20 protein-coding genes are annotated in these 18,173 nt (G+C 68.3%); 12 read left to right on the top strand and 8 right to left on the bottom strand.

Features of this window, described 5'->3' with window-relative positions; all coding sequences use genetic code 11:
* The first annotated feature begins 94 nt into the window (after positions 1-94).
* Genes AC3WQM_RS30485 through AC3WQM_RS30475 form a run of 3 tightly spaced genes read left to right on the top strand, consistent with a single transcriptional unit; the run spans position 95 to position 1,314 of the window.
* Positions 95-418 (top strand): ArsR/SmtB family transcription factor, encoded by a 324-nt coding sequence (locus AC3WQM_RS30485; protein ID WP_492683655.1) that lies wholly within the window; start codon positions 95-97, stop codon positions 416-418.
* Between the two features lie 2 nt (positions 419-420).
* Positions 421-858 carry a YeeE/YedE family protein gene (locus tag AC3WQM_RS30480; RefSeq protein WP_489061081.1) on the top strand — a complete coding sequence of 146 codons (438 nt, stop codon included), beginning with the start codon at positions 421-423 and terminating at the stop codon, positions 856-858.
* 15 nt (positions 859-873) lie between these two features.
* On the top strand, positions 874-1,314 hold the full coding sequence (locus tag AC3WQM_RS30475; RefSeq protein ID WP_492683654.1) for a DUF6691 family protein: 441 nt from the start codon (positions 874-876) through the stop codon (positions 1,312-1,314).
* A gap of 2 nt (positions 1,315-1,316) precedes the next feature.
* Here the strand turns inward: AC3WQM_RS30475 and AC3WQM_RS30470 are convergent, their stop codons facing one another.
* From AC3WQM_RS30470 to AC3WQM_RS30460, 3 genes are all read right to left on the bottom strand, one after another.
* Positions 1,317-3,254, bottom strand: coding sequence for a TRAP transporter large permease (locus AC3WQM_RS30470; protein WP_492683653.1), 1,938 nt, complete (start codon positions 3,252-3,254; stop codon positions 1,317-1,319).
* The gene (locus tag AC3WQM_RS30465; protein WP_492683652.1) at positions 3,251-3,922 is read right to left on the bottom strand and encodes a TRAP transporter small permease subunit; all 672 of its coding nucleotides are present in this window, start codon (positions 3,920-3,922) and stop codon (positions 3,251-3,253) included. Before AC3WQM_RS30465 ends, AC3WQM_RS30470 begins: the two co-directional genes overlap by 4 nt.
* Before the next feature lie 127 nt (positions 3,923-4,049).
* Positions 4,050-5,159 (bottom strand): TRAP transporter substrate-binding protein, encoded by a 1,110-nt coding sequence (locus tag AC3WQM_RS30460; protein ID WP_489061077.1) that lies wholly within the window; start codon positions 5,157-5,159, stop codon positions 4,050-4,052.
* A gap of 220 nt (positions 5,160-5,379) precedes the next feature.
* On the opposite strand from AC3WQM_RS30460, the gene AC3WQM_RS30455 reads away from it, so the two are divergent.
* Positions 5,380-5,790, top strand: coding sequence for a rhodanese-like domain-containing protein (locus AC3WQM_RS30455; RefSeq protein ID WP_492683651.1), 411 nt, complete (start codon positions 5,380-5,382; stop codon positions 5,788-5,790).
* Between the two features lie 24 nt (positions 5,791-5,814).
* Here AC3WQM_RS30455 and AC3WQM_RS30450 read toward each other — a convergent pair whose 3' ends face one another.
* Positions 5,815-6,087: a DUF4242 domain-containing protein gene (locus tag AC3WQM_RS30450; protein ID WP_489061074.1), complete on the bottom strand. Its 273-nt coding sequence runs from the start codon at positions 6,085-6,087 to the stop codon at positions 5,815-5,817.
* Positions 6,088-6,216: 129 nt separating this feature from the next.
* On the opposite strand from AC3WQM_RS30450, the gene AC3WQM_RS30445 reads away from it, so the two are divergent.
* Entirely contained in the window at positions 6,217-7,170 is a 954-nt protein-coding gene (locus AC3WQM_RS30445; RefSeq protein ID WP_492683650.1) for an AraC family transcriptional regulator, read from the top strand.
* Between the two features lie 19 nt (positions 7,171-7,189).
* Here the strand turns inward: AC3WQM_RS30445 and lysM are convergent, their stop codons facing one another.
* Positions 7,190-7,651, bottom strand: coding sequence for a peptidoglycan-binding protein LysM (gene lysM, locus AC3WQM_RS30440; RefSeq protein WP_139700443.1), 462 nt, complete (start codon positions 7,649-7,651; stop codon positions 7,190-7,192).
* A gap of 134 nt (positions 7,652-7,785) precedes the next feature.
* Between lysM and AC3WQM_RS30435 the strand changes: the two genes are divergently transcribed.
* Entirely contained in the window at positions 7,786-8,559 is a 774-nt protein-coding gene (locus AC3WQM_RS30435) for a type III pantothenate kinase (RefSeq protein ID WP_492683649.1), read from the top strand.
* Positions 8,560-8,562: 3 nt separating this feature from the next.
* Here the strand turns inward: AC3WQM_RS30435 and AC3WQM_RS30430 are convergent, their stop codons facing one another.
* The 3 genes from AC3WQM_RS30430 to AC3WQM_RS30420 are packed head-to-tail and all read right to left on the bottom strand — an operon-like array spanning position 8,563 to position 11,671.
* On the bottom strand, positions 8,563-9,915 hold the full coding sequence (locus AC3WQM_RS30430; RefSeq protein WP_489061070.1) for a serine hydrolase domain-containing protein: 1,353 nt from the start codon (positions 9,913-9,915) through the stop codon (positions 8,563-8,565).
* A gap of 50 nt (positions 9,916-9,965) precedes the next feature.
* The gene (locus tag AC3WQM_RS30425) at positions 9,966-10,781 is read right to left on the bottom strand and encodes a crotonase/enoyl-CoA hydratase family protein (protein ID WP_390348147.1); all 816 of its coding nucleotides are present in this window, start codon (positions 10,779-10,781) and stop codon (positions 9,966-9,968) included.
* 41 nt (positions 10,782-10,822) lie between these two features.
* The gene (locus AC3WQM_RS30420; RefSeq protein ID WP_390348149.1) at positions 10,823-11,671 is read right to left on the bottom strand and encodes a 3-hydroxybutyryl-CoA dehydrogenase; all 849 of its coding nucleotides are present in this window, start codon (positions 11,669-11,671) and stop codon (positions 10,823-10,825) included.
* A gap of 180 nt (positions 11,672-11,851) precedes the next feature.
* Between AC3WQM_RS30420 and purT the strand changes: the two genes are divergently transcribed.
* From purT to AC3WQM_RS30390, 6 genes are all read left to right on the top strand, one after another.
* The gene (purT, locus tag AC3WQM_RS30415; RefSeq protein ID WP_369645466.1) at positions 11,852-13,054 is read left to right on the top strand and encodes a formate-dependent phosphoribosylglycinamide formyltransferase; all 1,203 of its coding nucleotides are present in this window, start codon (positions 11,852-11,854) and stop codon (positions 13,052-13,054) included.
* 189 nt (positions 13,055-13,243) lie between these two features.
* Complete coding sequence (lipP1, locus tag AC3WQM_RS30410) at positions 13,244-14,185, top strand: LipP1 family hormone-sensitive lipase (protein ID WP_062478799.1); 942 nt, start codon at positions 13,244-13,246, stop codon at positions 14,183-14,185.
* A gap of 113 nt (positions 14,186-14,298) precedes the next feature.
* Entirely contained in the window at positions 14,299-15,129 is an 831-nt protein-coding gene (locus AC3WQM_RS30405) for a helix-turn-helix domain-containing protein (protein WP_492683648.1), read from the top strand.
* A 21-nt stretch (positions 15,130-15,150) separates the two neighbouring features.
* Positions 15,151-16,026: a branched-chain amino acid ABC transporter permease gene (locus AC3WQM_RS30400; RefSeq protein ID WP_153281760.1), complete on the top strand. Its 876-nt coding sequence runs from the start codon at positions 15,151-15,153 to the stop codon at positions 16,024-16,026.
* Between the two features lie 7 nt (positions 16,027-16,033).
* Positions 16,034-17,110, top strand: coding sequence for a branched-chain amino acid ABC transporter permease (locus AC3WQM_RS30395; protein ID WP_139700436.1), 1,077 nt, complete (start codon positions 16,034-16,036; stop codon positions 17,108-17,110).
* On the top strand, positions 17,107-17,925 hold the full coding sequence (locus AC3WQM_RS30390) for an ABC transporter ATP-binding protein (RefSeq protein WP_095747054.1): 819 nt from the start codon (positions 17,107-17,109) through the stop codon (positions 17,923-17,925). The genes AC3WQM_RS30395 and AC3WQM_RS30390 overlap by 4 nt, the downstream gene beginning before the upstream one ends.
* The last annotated feature ends 248 nt before the right edge of the window (positions 17,926-18,173 follow it).

Raw genomic sequence — 18,173 nt, 5'->3', positions numbered from 1 at the left:
TGCGGTGCCTGGAGATCAGGCCGTCGTTCAATCAATCAAGCGACAAATATTATATGAATTAATATAATGTTATTTCGCTAATTGTCATTTCCCCATGAAGACCTCGACCCCCGCCATCGACCCCGAACGGCTGCGCAGCGCCGCCGGCCAGGCCGTCGCCGTGCTCAAGCTGCTGGCCCACGAGGCCCGGCTGCTGCTGCTGTGCCAGCTCTCGCAGGGCGAGATGTGCGTGAGCGACCTTGAAAGCACGCTGGGCATCCGCCAGCCCACGCTGTCGCAGCAGCTGTCGGTGCTGCGCACCGAAGGCGTGGTGGACACCCGCCGCGAGGGCAAGAACATCTACTACCGCGTGGCCGACCCGGCCCTGCTCGAGATCCTGGCGGTGCTGTACCGCCTCTACTGCCCGAAGGAGAACTGAAGATGCCCACCATCGACTGGCCTCATTTCACGCCGTGGGCCGCACTGGCCGGCGGCGTGCTCATCGGCCTGGCCGCCGCGATGTTCGTGCTGCTCAACGGGCGCGTCGCCGGCATCAGCGGCGTGCTGGGCGGCCTGCTGCGTCCCGCGAAAGGCGACGTGGCCTGGCGCGCGGCCTTCGTGCTCGGGCTGGTCGGCGCGCCGCTCGTGTATGGGCTCTTCGCCGTGCTGCCCGCGGCGCAGATCGACGCGGGCTACGGCACGCTCGCGCTGGCCGGCCTGCTGGTGGGCGTGGGCACGCGCTACGGCGCGGGCTGCACCAGCGGCCACGGCGTGTGCGGGCTGGCGCGGCGCTCGCCGCGTTCGCTGGTCGCCACGCTGGCGTTCATGGCCGCGGGGTTCGCCACGGTGTTCGCGGTGCGCCACCTGTTGAACTTCTGAACCGGGAGACCTGCCATGTGGACCGCCATTGCTTCCTTGCTCGCCGGCCTTGTCTTCGGGCTCGGCCTCATCGTCTCCGGCATGGCCAATCCGGCCAAGGTGCTGGGCTTTCTCGACCTGGGCGGGGCCTGGGACCCGTCGCTCGCCTTCGTGATGGCCGGCGCGGTGGCTGTGAGCACCGTCGGCTTCCTGCTCGCGGGCCGTCGCAAGGCCTCGCTGCTCGGCGGGCCGCTCGCGCTGCCCAGCCTGCGCCACATCGACCGCCGCCTGGTCGGCGGCAGCCTGCTGTTCGGCGTCGGCTGGGGCATCGCGGGCTTCTGCCCCGGCCCCGCGCTGGTCTCGCTGGGCACGGGCCAGGTCAAGGCGCTGGTCTTCGTGGGCGCCATGCTGCTGGGCATGGGCCTGTTCGAGCTGCTGGAGCGCCGCCGTTTCGCGCGGCACCCGGCCTCAGCCTGAGATCAACCGTACAGGTACTGCGGCAGCCACAGCGTCAGCCCCGGCCAGATGTACATGAACACCATGCACAGGATGACGATCAGCATGTACGGCATCATCCCCGCGAAGATCTGGTTGATCGTCACGTGCGGCGGTGACACCCCCTTCAGGTAGAAGGCCGACATCGCCACCGGCGGCGACAGGAACGCCGCCTGCAGGTTCACGAACACCAGCACGCCGAACAGCAGCGGGTCGATCTGGAAGTGCGCCAGCAGCGGCAGGAAGATGGGCACGAAGATCACGATGATCTCGGTCCACTCCAGCGGCCAGCCCAGCACGAAGATGATCGCCTGCGACAGCAGCAGGAACTGCAGCGGCGACAGGTTCATGCTCAGCACCCACTCCTCGACGATGCGCTGGCCGCCCAGCAGCGCGAACACCGCCGAGAACAGCGCCGAGCCCACGAACAGCCAGCAGACCATCGAGGTGGTCTTGAGCGTGAGGAACACCGCCTCCTTGATCTTCTTGAAGTTCAGCGTGCCGGCCTGCCACGCCATCAGGAAAGCGCCGGCCGCGCCGACCGCCGCCGACTCGGTGGCGGTCGTGATGCCGAACAGGATCACGCCCAGCACCACCAGCGTGAGCGTGGCCAGCGGCATCACCGACGACACCAGCATGCGCAGGATCTCGAACTGCTCCGCGTCCATGCGCCAGTAGTACCAGCCCAGCAGCGCGAGCGTGAAGAGGCAGGCCACCCAGAAGCCGGTGTAGAAGGCCTCGGGCACCGCGGCGGTCTTGGGTGCCTCGACCGCGTCGCCCAGCTGCTGCAGGCCGTCTTCACTGGCAGGGGCGGCGGCCGGTTCGCTGCCGGGAGGTTCCTCGACGCCGCCGGGGGGCTCCTGCAGGCCGCTGCTTTCCGTGTTGTTCGCAGGTTCGTCGGTGCTCGGCGGCTCGGCCAGACCGGTGCCGGACGGTTCGGCAGCAGCCGGCGCGGCGGCTGCGGGCTCGCCGGTCTTCTGCGTCGCCTGCTGCGTGGCCACCGGGGCCGCCGCGTTGTTGTCCTTCTGCGAGTAGATGGTCACGTACCACCACACCGAGCCCAGCGTGACGGCGGCCAGCGCCAGCGGCACCAGCGCGCTCAGCAGGCCGCGCAGCAGCATCCACCAGGTGAGGCGCACGCCCTCGACCGCGCCGCGCAAGGCACGCCCCGGCGACACCACGGCCGCGGCGAGCGCGGGCAGCATGCGTGGCGAGTAGCTGGCCGCGATATGGGCCACCCACGACGTGATGGGCGCGCGCTGCTGGTCGATCGGCAGCTTGGGCGCCACCTTCGGTTGCAGCATGGCCCAGCCGATCACGTAGATCAGATAGAGAAACGCCAGGAAGAAGCCCGGGAACATCGCCGCCGCATAGAGCTTGACCACCGACTGCCCGGCCACGGCCGCGTACACGATGATCATCACCGAGGGTGGAATGAGGATGCCCAGCGTGCCGCCGGCCGTGATCACGCCGGCTGCCAGGCGCGTGTCGTAGCCCGCGTTGAGCATCGGGCGCATGGCGATCACGCCCATCAGCACCACCACCGCGCCCACCAGGCCGCTCGCGATGCCCCAGAAGGTGCACACGATGAGCGTGGTCACCGCCAGCGAGCCCGGCACGCGTCGGAACGCGAGCTGCACGCTGTGGAACATCTTGTCGACCAGCGCGCCGCGCTCCATCACGTAGCCCATGAGAACGAAGAGCGGAATGGACAGCAGTGTCTCGTTGGTCATGGCCCCGAAGGCGCGCTGCACCATCAGGTCGAAGACCTTGTTGTCGAGCCAGGGCGAGGCGGGGTCGTAGAAGGCGATGAAGCCGAAGAACATGCCCAGCCCCATCAGCGTGAACGCCGTCGGGAAGCCGAGCATGATCACGAAGACGATCAGGCCCAGCATCAGCAGGCCGAGTGCGGGTTCGCTCATGCCGCACCCCCGTTGCCCGTGTCGCTCTTTCGCTGCTGCGCGGCCTGTTCGATGGCGTGGGCCTTCTCGATCACCTCGCGCTTGTCGGCCTCGTTCACGTAGCTGCTGCCGGCGAGCTGGTCGCCGACCACGTCCATTTCTTCCGCATCCTTCAGGCGCGGCGTCCACACGCCGGTCTTCAGGCACAGCGCGCAGCGCACCATCTCGGCGATGCCCTGTAGCAGCAGCACCGCACCGGCCACCGGGATCACGAACTTGAAGGGGTACACCGGAATGGGGTCGGCGTTGAAGGTCTGTTCGTGCATCGCGAGCGACTCACCGAAGTAGGTCCAGCCCGACCAGGTGAGCGCCACCACGCCGGGCAAAAAGAAGAGGGCGAACAGCACGAGGTCGAGCGCGGCCTGCGTGCGCGGCTTCATGCTGCCGTAGAAGAAATCGCCGCGCACGTGGCCGGCCTGCGAGAGCGTGTAGGCGCCGCCCATCATGAACAGCGTGCCGTACAGCATGTTGTTGGCATCGAAGATCCAGGCCGTGGGTGCGTTCAGCGCATAGCGCTTGAACACCTCGCCGCACACCAGCAGCATCAGCGCGACGATGAGCCACGAGAAGGTCTTGCCCACCAGCATGCTGAACCGGTCGACGGCGTGGAGGAAGCGTTGGATGGTCATGGCGGCAGCAGCATGGGCGAAGCCCGTTCATGGAACACCGTGGCGCCGGCGTGCCGGGCCACCGGTGTTGCCCCCTGCATGGGGAGGAAGGCGCGCGCAGCAACGGCGTGCGCGCCGACGGGAAGCCTCAGCTCTTCTTTTTCCCGAAGTAGTGGTTGTAGGCCATCTTGAAGTCGACGCCATAGTCGTTCTGCCACTGCAGCGCACGCTCGGCGAACACGCGCTGCGACTCCAGCACCTTCTTGAAGAGCGGGTTCTCGCCGGCCTTCTTTTCGATCGTCTTGTCCCAGGCCGCGAGCTGTGCGCGCAGCACGGCGTCGGGCGTCTTGTAGAACTTGATGCCGGCCTTCTTCATGTCGGCGTAGTCCTGCGAATTGCGCTGCACCGCCTTCCAGCTCATGTCGGCGCTGGCGGCCTGCACGGCGTAGTCGATGATGGAACGCAGCTCCTGCGGCATGGCGCTGTACTTGCCCTTGTTGAACAGCACCTCGAACTGCTCGCCCGACTGGTGGAAGCTCTGCAGCATGCAGTTCTTCACCACGTCGGGAAAGCCCAGCACGCGGTCGCTCGAGGCGTTGTTGAACTCGGCCGCGTCGATCAGGCCGCGGTCCAGCGCGGGCACGATCTCGCCGCCGGGCAGCGGGTTCACCGCGGTACCCATCTCGGTGAACATGTCCACGGCCAGGCCCACGGTGCGGAACTTCAGGCCCTTCATGTCCTCGACCTTGGCCACCGGCTTCTTGAACCAGCCCAGCGGCTGCGTGGGCATGGGGCCGTACAGGTACGACACCACCTCCATGTTCAGCGTCTTGTAGATCTCGTCGAGCAGCGCCTTGCCGCCGCCGTAGTTGTGCCAGGCCAGCACGGTGTTGGCGTCCATGCCGAAGCCGGGGCCCGACCCCCACAGCGCCAGCGCCGAGTTCTTGCCGTAGTGGTAGGCCACCACGCCGTGGCCGCCGTCGAGCGTGCCCTTGTTCACCGCTTCGAGCAGCTGGAAGGCGGGCACGACGGCGCCCGAGGGCAGCACCTCGATCTTCAGGCGCCCGCCGGCCATGTCGTTCACCTTCTTGGCGAAGTCGTTGGCGTACTCGTGGAAGATGTCTTTCGCCGGCCAGGTGCTCTGGAAACGCAGCGACGTGGTTTGGGCCATGCTGACCATCGGCGCGGACATGGCGCCTGCGGCCACTGCCGCGCCTTTGAGGAGGCTGCGACGGCGGGGCGATTTGCTGTCTGTCATGTGTCTCTCTCCATCCAGTTCTCTGATCGGAACACCCAGGCCGTCGTCTTGGCGTTATGGTTTCGACTGGCCGCGACCGCCATCTTTGGCGCGCCACACCTTGTGACAAACAGGGTTTTCACGAACCGGTGAAAAATTCCATCATCCGGCGTGCAGATCGATCGCCCTCAGCCGCCAAAGGCTCCGGGCTTACCCTAGAGATTCGAGAGAGAAAGCAACCATGAGTGAACCCGTTGGAGAAAAAGGCTACGCCGGCGACGTGACGCCCGAGCAGGCGGCGCAGTGGATGGCGAGCGGCGAGGCCGTGCTGGTGGACGTGCGCACCGACGCCGAGCGCGAGTGGGTCGGCTACGTGCCCGGCGCCGTGCCGCTGGCCTGGAAGCAGTGGCCGGGCATGGCGCTGAACCCGGCCTTCGACGACGGCGTGCGCGCCGCCGCAGAGGGCGGCAAGAAGCTGGTGCTGCTGTGCCGCAGCGGCGTGCGCTCGATCGCGGCGGCCAAGCGCGCGACCGAGCTGGGCGTGCAGGCCTACAACATCCTCGAAGGCTTCGAGGGCAACCCGGACGAGAACGGGCACCGCGGCCTGACCGGCGGCTGGCGCCGGCGCGGGCTGCCCTGGCGCCAGAACTAGAGAGGGCTGGAGAGGCCGCGCGCCTCACTCGGCCGTGGCCGGGTCGATCACGCTGTACACCCGGTCCACGCGGTTGGCCGGGAAGCCGCCGAGCTCCGCGTGCCGGCGCACGAGGGCCTCGTCGGTCGCTTGATAGACGCAGTAGACCCGGTCGCCGGTCACGTAGCTGTGGATCCACTGGATGTCGGTGCCCATGCTGCTGAGCACGCCGCAGGATTTTTGCGAGATGGCTTTCAGGTCCGCCGCGGTGAACTGGCCGGCGCCGGGGATGTCTCGCTCGATGACGAACTTGGGCATGGCGGTACTCCTGTCTAGAATCGGTCGAAGGTGACCAGGACCTATGGTGCCGACGCGAAGCCGCCCCGTATTGCCCGCCTCGCCGGACTTGTTGACCGAAACCCCGCCCTCGCTTGCCGGGAGGTGACCATGGATGTCTTGTCGGACGTGCTGCGGACCATCCGCCTGGAGGGCGCGCTGTTCCTGAACGGGGACATGTATGCACCCTGGTGTTTCAAGGTACCCAAGGGAACGGACATCGCGCAGCTGCTCAGGCCCGGCGCGCAACGCCTCGCCATCTGCCACCTGGTGCTGCAAGGCGAATGCTGGGCCCAGGTCGACGGTGAGGCACCGGTCCGTGCGTGCGCCGGCGACGTGATCGCCGTGCCGCATGGCGACTCGCATGCGCTGGGCAGTGGCCTGCACCATGCGGCCATCGACATGTCGCATGTGGTGAGCCCGCGGGCGCCCGAGCTGGAGCGCATCCGCTACGGCGGCCAGGGCGACCGCACCTTGCTGGTATGCAGCTGGTTCGCGTACGAAGGCGACGCGCCCCATCCCGTCATGGCGAACATTCCGCGTCTGTTCACCACGCCGCTGCGCAGCAGGCCGGCGGGCCCGTGGATCGAGCAGTCGGTCCACTTCGTGTTGGGGGACGCGGTCTCGCACACGCCCGGCTCGGAGATGGTGGCCGCGAAGGTGGCGGAAGTGCTGTTCACCGAAGTGCTGCGCGGCTACATCGAATCCATGCCCGCCAACAACCCCGGCTGGCTGGCGGGCCTGCGCGACCCCCACGTGAGCCGCTGCCTGGCGCTGATGCACGCCGAGCCCGCGCGCAACTGGACGGTCGATGCACTGGCACACGAAACCCACACCTCGCGCAGCGTGCTGGCGGACCGCTTCACCGAACTGGTGGGCGCACCGCCCATGCACTACCTGGCGCGCTGGCGCATGATCCTGGCCGCCGGCATGCTGCGCAAGGACCAGTGCAACCTGGCGCGCATCGCCGAAGGCGTGGGCTACGAATCGGAAGCCGCTTTCAACCGCGCGTTCAAGCGCGAGTACGGCGTGTCGCCAGGGGCCTGGCGGCACAACGGCGCCTAGCGAGGCGCCGTTGCGGGGGTCAGAGTGCCGGAATGCGCAGCTTCTGTCCCGGATAGATCTTGTCGGGGTGCGACAGCATCGGCTTGTTCGCTTCGAAGATCACGTTGTACTTGTTGGCATCGCCGTAGTACTTCTTCGAGATGGCCGAGAGCGTGTCGCCGCGCACCACGTCGTGGTACTGGGCCGGTGGTGCGGCCGGGGCGACGAGGTTGTTGTCCACGCTCGTCACGTTGGCCACGTTGCCCGCGGCGAGCGCGGCTTTCTCGCTGGCTTCCTGCGAGGGCGCCTGGCCCGCGAGGGTGACGACGCCGCTGCTGGCGGTGTAGGTCACTTCCAGTCCGGTGAGGCCGAGGTTCTGGGTCTCGATGTAGGTCTTGATGGCCGCGGCGGCTGCCGTGTTCGCATCGGGCGTGGCCGCCTGGGCCGACGAACCGCCGAACAGTTTTTCACCGGCTTCCTTGATGAAGCTGAGCAATCCCATGGTGTTCTCCTTGTGCCGTGGTGGATGGAAAAGGCGAATGTAGCGGCGGAAGCGGGACGCTCCGCGTAGGCCCGCGCCGCGACTGTCAAAGAGGCGCCAGCAGGAATAACAACAAAGTCGCAATAATCGCGCGCATGTCTTCCCCCTTCCTCGCCATCGACATCGGCAACACCCGGCTCAAGTGGGCGCTTTACGAGGGGGCCTTCCCCGGTGCGGCACTGCAGGCCCATGGTGCCGAGTTTCTCGACCACATCGAACGCCTGGCCGACGGCCCCTGGGCCGACCTGCCGGCGCCCGGGTCCATGCTGGGCTGCGTCGTGGCCGGCGACACCTTGCGGCGGCGCGCCGAAGAGCAGATCACCGAACGCTTCGACTGCGCCCCGCGCTGGGTGGTGTCGAGCGCGGGCGAGGCCGGCATCGTCAACGGCTACGACCATCCGACGCGGCTGGGCGCCGACCGCTTCGTGGCGATGATCGGCGCGCGCCACCGCATGCTGTCGCAAGGGCCCGAGCGGCCGATGGTGGTGGTGCTGATCGGCACGGCCGTCACCGTGGAGGCGATCGATGCCAGCGGCAAGTTCCTGGGCGGCCTCATCTTGCCGGGCCACGGCATCATGCTGCGCGCGCTCGAGTCGGGCACGGCGGGCCTGCACGTGCCCACCGGCGAGGTGCGCGAGTTTCCGACCAACACCAGCGACGCGCTGACCAGCGGCGGCACCTACGCCATCGCGGGCGCGGTCGAGCGCATGGTGCAGCACGTGCGCTCGCACTGCGGCGCCGAGCCGGCCTGCTTCATGACCGGCGGCGCGGGCTGGAAGATGGCGCCCGCCATGAACGGCCACTTCGAGCTGGTCGAGAGCCTGATCATGGACGGCCTGCTCGTCATCGCGAAGCAGCGCGCCGGCTGAGCCTCAGGGCTTCATCAGCGCCTCGCCCATGGCCTGGAAGGCGGGCAGGGTGAGCGGGTCGTTGCCCGCGTTGGCGGCGATCGGGTGCGCGGCGTAGCGCACGATCACCATCTCGGCCTTCGGATCGACATAGATGCTCTGGCCGTGGATGCCGCGCGCCATGTACGCGCCGTGCGGGTTGTGCGAGACCCACCACATGTTCCGGTAGCTCCAGCCCGGCAGCAGCGCGTAGCCCGCCTTCGCGAACTTGGCCGGATCGGCGCCGCGCTGGATGTCGTCGACCACCGCCTTGGCGATCGCCTGCTGCCCGTTGGGCGCGCGCCCGCCGTTGCGCAGCGTCTCGCCGAAGCGCGCGATGTCGCGCAGCACGGTGTTCAGGCCGCCGCCGCCCGACTCGGTGCCGATGCGGTCGACCATGAAGTACGCGTCCTGCTCGGCGCCGATGCGGCGCCAGATCTTTTCGCTCAGCAGGTCGGCCAGCGAGCGGTTGGACGCGCGGCGCACGATCCAGGCCAGCACCTCGGCGTTGACCGTCTTGTAGGCAAAGGCGTCGCCGTGCGTGCCTTCCTTCTTGAGCGTGACCAGGAACTCGTAGAACGACTTCGGGCCCGCGTAGTTGGCGCCCTGCGTGAGCATGCCGCCGGCGCGCGCGTAGTCCCAGACCTCGGCCTTCGGGTCGGCGTAGTTCTCGGAGTAGCGCACGCCGATGGTCATGTCCATCACCTGGCGCACGGTGGCGTCGCCGTAGGCCGTGTCCTTGAGTTCGGGCAGGTACTTGGTGACCGGCGCCGACGGGTCGAGCGTGCCTTCCTGCGCGAGGATGGCCGCCAGCGTGCCCACGAACGACTTGGTGACCGACATCGCCAGGTGCGGCCGCTCGGGCGTGAGCGCGCCGAAGTACTTCTCGTAGACCACCTGGCCGCGGTGCAGCACCAGGATGCCGTCGGTGTAGGTGCGCGCGATCATCTGGCCGAAGGTCTGCGCCTCGCCGCCGCCCATGGGCTGGAAGCGCACGGCCTCGATGTCGATGCGCGGCGTGGCCGCCGGCAGCGGGCTGGCGGCGCCGGGGCCGCGCCACACGTTGGCCGTGGGCACCGTTTCGCGCACGTGCGAGAAGCTCCAGCGGATGCGCGGGTACACGCCGCCGACCGGGTTGTCGAAGGTGATCTGCTTGTCGGGCGGCGGCGGAAAGCCCTGCATCCAGCCCAGCGCCTCGACCGAGGTGGCGGCGGGATCGGGCAGCGCGGGCGCCGGCGGGGTCTGGGCGAGGCTGGTGTTCACGGCAAGAAGGGTGAAGGCGGCGGCCAGCGCCGTGCGTGGAAAGAAGAAGGGCACGAGGGAACGGAAAGCATGCATGCAGCGGGCTCCAGTGGACGACGGAAAGGGAACGGGCACCGACAGCGGCTTCAGCGGCCGCTGAAACGCGCAGGCCGGCGCTCGATGAAGGAGCGCACGCCCTCGGCCGCGTCCTCGCTGTTCGACAGGCGTTTCTGCGTCTCGATGAATTCCGCCACGGCCGCCAGCGGCCCGTGTTCGATCGCCTTGAGCACGTTGAGCCGCGTGGCCTGCACGGCCAGCGGCGCCTGGGCCGCGATGCGCTGCGCGATCTGCAGCGCTTCGTCCAGCTCCTGGCCGGCCGGCACCACCTTCTGCACGAAGTTCAGGCGATAGGCCTCGGCGCTGCCGAACTCGTCGGCCGTGAGCAGGTGCAGCATCGCGTTGCCCAGCCCCGCGCGCTCGGCCATGCGCAGCGTGGCGCCGCCCGTGGCCATGATGCCGCGCTGCACTTCCATCTGCGAGAAGCGGCAGTTGTCGGCCGCCACCACGATGTCGGCGCCCAGCATCAGCTCGATGCCCACCGTGAAGCAGATGCCCTTGACGGCCGCCACCATCGGCTTGGTACGGCGGCGGTAGCCCTCCAGGCCGAAGTCGTGCGGCTCCACCAGCCCGGCCGGAATCGCCTTCTCGCCGCGCTTCATGTACTCGGTGACCGCCGGCAGGTCCAGGCCCGCCGTGAAGTGGTCGCCGAACGCATGCAGCACGCCCACGCGCAGGCTGGGGTCGTCGTCCAGGCGCGTGTAGGCCTCGGCCAGCTGCCTGAACATCGGCGGCGTCCAGCCGTTGCGCTTGGCGGGGCGGTTGATGCCGATCAGCAGCACGTGGTCGAGCACCTGCGTGTCGATGCAGCCTTCGGCGGGCGGGGTGGTGGGGGTCGCAGTCATTCGGTCTTGTCTCCTTGTTGTTGTCGTCGTGGTGCTGCGGATCAGTAGGTGTAGACGCCTCGGCCGGTCTTGCGACCGAGTTGGCCGGCGGCGACCATTTCCTTCAGCAGCGGGCAAGGGCGGTACTTGGAGTCGCCGAACTGCTCCAGGTACACCTCCATCACGGCCAGGCACACGTCCAGGCCGATCATGTCGGCCAGCGCCAGCGGGCCGATGGGCTGGTTGCAGCCCAGCTTCATGCCGGCGTCGATGTCCTCGGCCGTGGCCAGGCCCTCGGCCAGCACGAAGAAGGCCTCGTTGATCATCGGCACCAGGATGCGGTTCACCACGAAGCCCGGCGCGTTCTTCACCGTGATCGGCGACTTGCCCAGCTTCTCGGCCAGCGCCTTCACGGCGTCGTGCGTGGCGTCGCTCGTGAGGTAGCCGCGGATCAGCTCGACCAGCGCCATCATCGGCACCGGGTTGAAGAAGTGCATGCCGATGAAGCGGTCGGCGCGCGAGGTGGCGGCGGCCAGCTGCGTGATCGAGATCGACGAGGTGTTCGACGCGATGATCACCTCGGGGCCCACCAGCTCGTCCACCTGCTTGAGGATCTTGAGCTTGAGCGCGTGGTTCTCGGTGGCGGCCTCGATGACCAGCTGCGCGCCCTTGAGGTCGTTGTAGTCGGTCGAGCCCTTGACCAGCGCCAGCGCCGCGGCCTTCTGCTCGGCCGTGAGCTTTTCTTTCTTGATCAGGCGGTCGAGGCTGCCCGAGATGGTGGCGATGCCCTTGTCGACGGCGGCCTGGGCCACGTCGATCATCACCACGTTGACACCCGACACCGCGCAGGCCTGGGCAATGCCGTTGCCCATGGTGCCGGCGCCGATGATGCCCACAGTCTGAATCGTCATGAAAAATGCTCCTTGAAACAAAAAAAGAAAACGCAGGCGAGGGCGGGCGCGGGGCCGCCGTCGCGCAATGTCGGCAATTGTGAATCAGCCCGGAGGGGCCGCCGTTCCCGTGGGCGACACCGGCCCGGGGTGGCTTACAGTGCTGCGATTGTTTTCAACCCCATTTTTTCGAGCCCTCGCATGACCACCCTCGGCACCCCCCTGTCCCCTTCCGCCACCCGCGTGATGCTGCTCGGCTCCGGCGAGCTCGGCAAGGAGGTGCTGATCGCCCTGCAGCGCCTGGGCGTCGAGACCATCGCCGTCGACCGCTACGAGAACGCCCCCGGCCAGCAGGTGGCGCACCACGCGCGCACCATCACCATGAGCGACCCTGAACAGCTGAAAGCGCTGATCGAGGCCGAGAAGCCCACGCTGGTGGTGCCCGAGATCGAGGCCATCGCCACGCCCATGCTGCAGCAGCTGGAAGACGCGGGCGTGGTGCGCGTCATTCCCACGGCCCGCGCCGCCCGCCTCACGATGGACCGCGAAGGCATCCGCCGCCTGGCCGCCGAGACGCTGGGCGTGCCGACCAGCCCCTACAAGTTCTGCGATTCGCTGGCCGAGCTGCAGGCCGCCATCGACGGCGGCATTGGGTATCCCTGCATCGTCAAGCCCGTGATGAGCAGCTCCGGCAAGGGCCAGAGCAAGATCGACGGCCCCGCCGACGTGCAGAAGGCCTGGGACTACGCCATGGCCGGCGGCCGCGTGAGCCATGGCCGCGTGATCGTCGAGGGCTTCATCGACTTCGACTACGAGATCACGCTGCTGACCGTGCGCGCGAAAGACGCGGCGGGCGCCGTCGAAACGAAGTTCTGCGACCCCATCGGCCACGTGCAGGTCAGCGGCGACTACGTGGAAAGCTGGCAGCCCCACCCCATGGCGCCGGCCGCGCTGCAGAAGGCGCAGCAGATCGCGCAGGCCGTCACCGCCGATCTCGGCGGGCAGGGCCTGTTCGGCGTGGAGCTGTTCGTGAAGGGCGACGAGGTCTGGTTCAGCGAGGTCAGCCCGCGTCCGCACGACACTGGCATGGTCACCATGGCCACGCAGTGGCAGAACGAGTTCGAGCTGCATGCGCGCGCCATCCTCGGCCTGCCGGTCGACACCTCGCTCAAGAGCCCGGGCGCCAGCGCCGTGATCTACGGTGGCGTCGACGCCACCGGCATCGCCTTCGACGGCGTGGCCGAGGCGCTGCAGGTGCCCGGCAGCGACATCCGCCTGTTCGGCAAGCCCGAGAGCTTCGTCAAGCGCCGCATGGGCGTGGCGCTGGTGCATGCGGCCGACACCGACACGGCCCGCCAGCTGGCCAAGGAAGCCGCTTCGCGCGTGAAGCCCCGCACGGCCTGAGCGACCGAATCCTCCGGGTGAACCCGCGAGCCGGGCCCCGGTAGCCAGTTTTCGCAAGCGACCCCGCAGCGGTGCGGGCATGGTGCGGGTCTTGTCGCCAGGACGCCGGTCGGGTGCGGGTGCATGCGGATAGCCCGCAGGCGCCCCGCCCTCCACACTGAGCGCTCCGTTCGATTCACCGGAGACACCATGCTGCATCCCCAGGCGCGCGCCTTGCTGGATTTCATCGAAGCGCGCGGCATTCCGCCGACCCACACCCTGTCGCCCGCCGACGCGCGGGCCTACTACCGCGAGCGCCGCACCGCCACGCAGCCGCTGCCGGCCGAGGTCGCCGAGGTGCGCGACCTCGCCGCCGACGGGCCGCACGGCACCATTGCGGTGCGGCTGTACAAGCCGCTCGGCGCAGGCCCGGGCCCGCTGCCCGTGCTGGTGTACTACCACGGCGGCGGCTGGGTCATCGGCGACCTCGACACGCACGACGTGCTGTGCCGCGAGCTGGCCAACGGCGCGGGCTGCGCGGTGGTCGCGGTCGACTACCGCATGGGCCCCGAGCATCGCTTTCCCACCGCCGTGGACGACGTGCTCGCCGCCACGCGCTGGGTGCGCCGCGAAGCTGCCGCACTGGGGCTCGATGCCAGCCGCCTCGCGGTGGGCGGCGACAGCGCGGGCGGCAACCTCGCGGCCGTGGCGTCGATCGCGGCGCGCGATGCGGGCGACCTGCCGATCGTGTTCCAGCTGCTGATCTACCCGGCCACCGACATGCGCCGCGGCCATCCGTCGCACCAGGCGAACGGGCAGGGCTACCTGCTCACGCGCGACACGATGACCTACTTCCACGACCACTACATCACCGACGCGAAGCACGACCTCGACTGGCGCGCCTCGCCGCTGCTGCACACCGACCTGTCGGGCCTGCCGCCGGCGCTCGTGCTCACGGCCGGCTACGACCCGCTGCGCGACGAAGGCGCGGCGTATGCCGAGGCGCTCACGGCCGCCGGCAACCGCGCCAACTACGTGTGCTTCGAGCGCCAGATCCATGGCTTCATCACCATGGGCAAGGTGCTCGACGAGGCCCACACCGCCGTCGCGCTGTGCGCGGCGGAACTGCGCCGCGCGTTCGCGTCGGCCTAGGGAAAGTCCCCGCGCAAATGGATGCCGCGCGCAAGGCCCCCGCCGCTACGATCCAGCGAACGCGGCGCCACCCCCCGGTCGGACGTCGTCGACCGATGCAGGAGACAGACACCATGCAGCGAACCAGGACGTCGACGCCTTCGGGCGGCGATGCACGGCAGGGCGAACGCCTCATGTGGCTCACGCCGCAGCGCGTCTTCTACGCCGGGCTGCTCGGCGCCGCCGCCGAGCGCGCCATGGGCGGGCACGGCGTGTACGTGTCGCCCGCCGGTGCGCCGCCCAACCGCATCCGCATCGGCGGCGGGGCCTGGCAAAGCGGCGAGTTCATCGTGGTGCCGCCGCACGTGCCGCACCAGGTCGAGAGCGCCTGCCCGCTGATCTTCAACCTGCTGATCGAATCGGAGTCGGTCGACCCCGCGCGCATGCCGGCCTTCCTGCAGCATTGCGGCCCGGTCGATGCGCCGGCCTTCGTGCAGCGCATGCGCGAGGTCCACGCCCACCTGCTGGCGTCATCGGCGCGCGGCATCGACTTCGACGGCTTCGACTTCGACGCGCTGTTCTTCGACGGCCCGCTCGTGCCGCGCCCGCTCGACGCGCGCATCCGCAAGGTGGTCGACATGCTCGTGGCCGACCCGGCCGCGCCCGCTTCGGCGGAAGACTGCGCGGCCTCGGTGCACCTGTCGTTCTCGCGCTTCTTGCATCTGTTCAAGCAGGAGACCGGCATGGCGTTTCGCGGCTTCCGGGCCTGGAAGCGCGCGCGCAGCCTGCTGCGCTACGTGCATCAGAGCGGCACGCTGACCGACATCGCGCTGGACACCGGCTACCCCGACTCCACGCACTTCAGCCATTCGATCCGCCAGGTCTACGGGCTCAAGCCCAGCGACATCGTGGCGGGCTCGCGCCGCCTCGCGCTGCACGATGCGGCCGGCGGGTTCCGGCAGTAACGGCGGGCGGGACGGCGTCGCATGCAGATCCTCCAACTCCTGCTCTCGGGCATTGCGCAAGGTTGCATCTACGGCCTCATCGCGCTGGGCTTCGTGCTGATCTACAAGGCCACCGAAACGGTGAGCTTCGCGCAGGGCGACCTGATGATGCTGGGCGCGTTCGGTGCCTTCGCGGGCATGTCGCTGTTCGGCATGCCGTTCTGGCTCGCGGCGTTGCTGGCCGTGGTGGCCATGGCGGCCTTCGGCGTGCTGCTCGAGCTGGTGGTGATCCGCCCGATCCTCGGGCAGCCGCAGTTCTCGATCGTGATGCTGACCATCGGCATCGCCTACGTGGCGCGCGGCCTCATCACCATGGTGCCGGGCATCGGCACCGACACCCACACGCTGGCCGTGCCCTACAAGGACCAGATCTGGAAGCTCGGCGAGCTGGTGGTGAACCTCGAGCAGCTCGTGATCATCATTGCGACCGCCATCCTGTGCGGCCTGCTGTTCGCGATGTTCCGTTACAGCAAGCTGGGCATCGCGATGCAGGCCTCGTCGCAGAACCAGCTCGCGGCCTACTACATGGGCATTCCGGTGAAGCGGCTCAACGGGCTGGTGTGGGGGCTCGCTGCTGCGGTGGCCGCCATCGCGGGCATGCTGCTCGCGCCCATCACCTTCGTGCACGCCAACATGGGCTTCATCGGGCTCAAGGCCTTTCCTGCCGCGGTGGTCGGTGGCTTCGGCAGCTTGCCGGGCGCGATCGTCGGCGGGCTGGTGATCGGCATCGTCGAGTCGTTCGCGGGCTTTTACCTGCCCGACGGTTTCAAGGACACGGCGCCGTACATCGTGGTGCTGCTGATGCTCATGATCAAGCCGAACGGTCTGTTCGGCGAGAAGCTGCGCAAGAAGGTCTGAACATCCCATGCGCTTCATCTTCAAGACCAGCTACGACCAGGACATCCGCCTCGCGCGGCACGGCGGCCACGTGCTCTGGTACAGCCTGCTCGTGGCCTTCCTGCTCGTCGCGCCGTGGGTCATCGACGAGTACTGGCTCGCGCAGCTGACCTTCGTGCTGATCTACGGCATCGTCGGGCTGGGGCTGATGCTGCTGGCGGGCTTCACGGGGCAGTTCTCCATCGGGCATGCGGCGTTTCTCGGAACGGGCGCGTACACGCAGGGCGTGCTGACGAACATGGGCGTGCCGTTTCCGCTCGCGCTGCTCGCGTCGGCCGCGCTGTCGGCGGTGGTGGGCGTGGTGGTGGCGATGCCGGCGCTGCGCGTGAAGGGCATCTACCTGGGCATCGCGACGCTGTCGTTCGGCTTCATCGTCGAGGAGGTGTTCGCGCGCTGGGAAAGCGTGACGGGCGGCAACGCGGGCCTGCATGTGAAGTCGCCGCAGCTGTTCGGCTGGTCGCTGGGCTCGGGCGAAGGCTTCTACTTTCTCTGCCTGGTGGTCGCGGTGGTGTCCACGCTGGGCATCCTGAACCTGCTGCGCTCGCCGACGGGGCGTGCCTTCGTCGCGATCCGCGATTCGGAGATTTCGGCGCAGAGCATGGGCATCCACCTGGCGCGCTACAAGACGATGTCGTTCGCGATCTCGGCCGCGCTCGCGGGTCTGGGCGGGGCTCTGTACGCGCACAAGCTGAGTTTCATCTCGCCGGACCAGTTCAACATCCTGCAGTCGATCGACCTGCTGCTGATGGTGGTGATCGGCGGACTGGGCTCGGTGCACGGTGCGTTCCTCGGCGCGATTTTTCTCATCGCGATGCCGCAGCTGATCTCGATGGGCAAGGACTGGCTGCCAGCGGTCGTCGGGCAGGCGCCCGGCCTGCAGGGGCTGGTGTACGGGCTGGTGCTGATCGCCTTCGTGCTGTTCGAGCCGCTGGGGCTGTACGGGCGCTGGCTCAAGATCCGCACCTGGCTGCAGCTCTTCCCGTTCTACCGCAAGGGTTTGTTCAAGCGGCAGAAGTCGTTCACCAAATCGGACCGGCTGAGATGAGCAACGACGTCCTTCTTTCCGCGAAAGACCTGAGCGTGCGCTTCGGCGGCGTGCTCGCGGTCAACAAGGTGAGCTTCGACGTGCGGCGCGGCGAGGTGTTCACGCTCATCGGCCCGAACGGCGCGGGCAAGACGACGGTGTTCAACCTGATCAGCCGCATCTACACGCCGACCACGGGCGAGATCACCTGGCATGGCGAGGCGGGCGGGGCGATCGCGCTCACGCAGCAGGCGCCGCATGCGATTGCCGCACTGGGCATTGCGCGCACCTTCCAGAACATCGAGCTGTTCGAGCATGCGACGGTGCTGCACAACCTGCTGATCGGGCGCCACACGCACCGGCAGACAGGCTTCTGGAGCGAGGTGTTCTTCACGCCGGCCACGCGCCGCGCCGAGATCGCGGCGCGCGAGAAGGCGGAGCAGGTGATCGACCTGCTCGACCTGCAGCACTACCGCGATTCGATGGTGGCGGGGCTGCCCTACGGCGTGCGCAAGGTGGTGGAGCTGGCGCGCGCGCTGTGCACCGAGCCCAAGCTGCTGCTGCTCGACGAGCCTTCTTCGGGGCTCAATGTCGAGGAGACGGCGGACATGGCGTTCTGGATTCAGGACATCCAGCATGAGCTGGGGGTGTCGGTGTTGATGGTCGAGCACGACATGTCGCTGGTTTCCAAGGTGTCGGATCGCGTGCTTGCCATGAACCAGGGGGAGGTGCTGGCTACGGGGTCTCCGCGTGAGGTGCAGGCGGATTCGCGGGTCATCGAGGCTTACCTTGGGACTGTGGATGACGTGAGCAGTTTGCGGAGGGTGGTGGCGTGACTTGCTTCTTCGTTACCTCTTTGGAGACGCCCGGTGCACGGCACGGCGCGGTCGCCCCCACTGCGCCGGCCGCTGCGCGGCTCCCCTGCGGTGCTCGCGTTTCGCGGGGTCTCGCAGAACTCGCTTCGCTCAAACAGCTGCGAGCCCTGATCCGCGAAACGCTGCGCTCCTCGGCGGCACAGAGGGGGCGCCCACGCCGCACCGCACACCGGGCTTGGTGGTGGCGTGATGGCTCTGCATGTTTCGCC

The sequence above is a fragment of the Variovorax sp. FW301-JW7 genome, assembly GCF_058788795.1.
The sequence above is the reverse complement of the archived record's forward strand: the minus strand, read 5'-3'. Positions and strand labels throughout refer to the sequence as shown.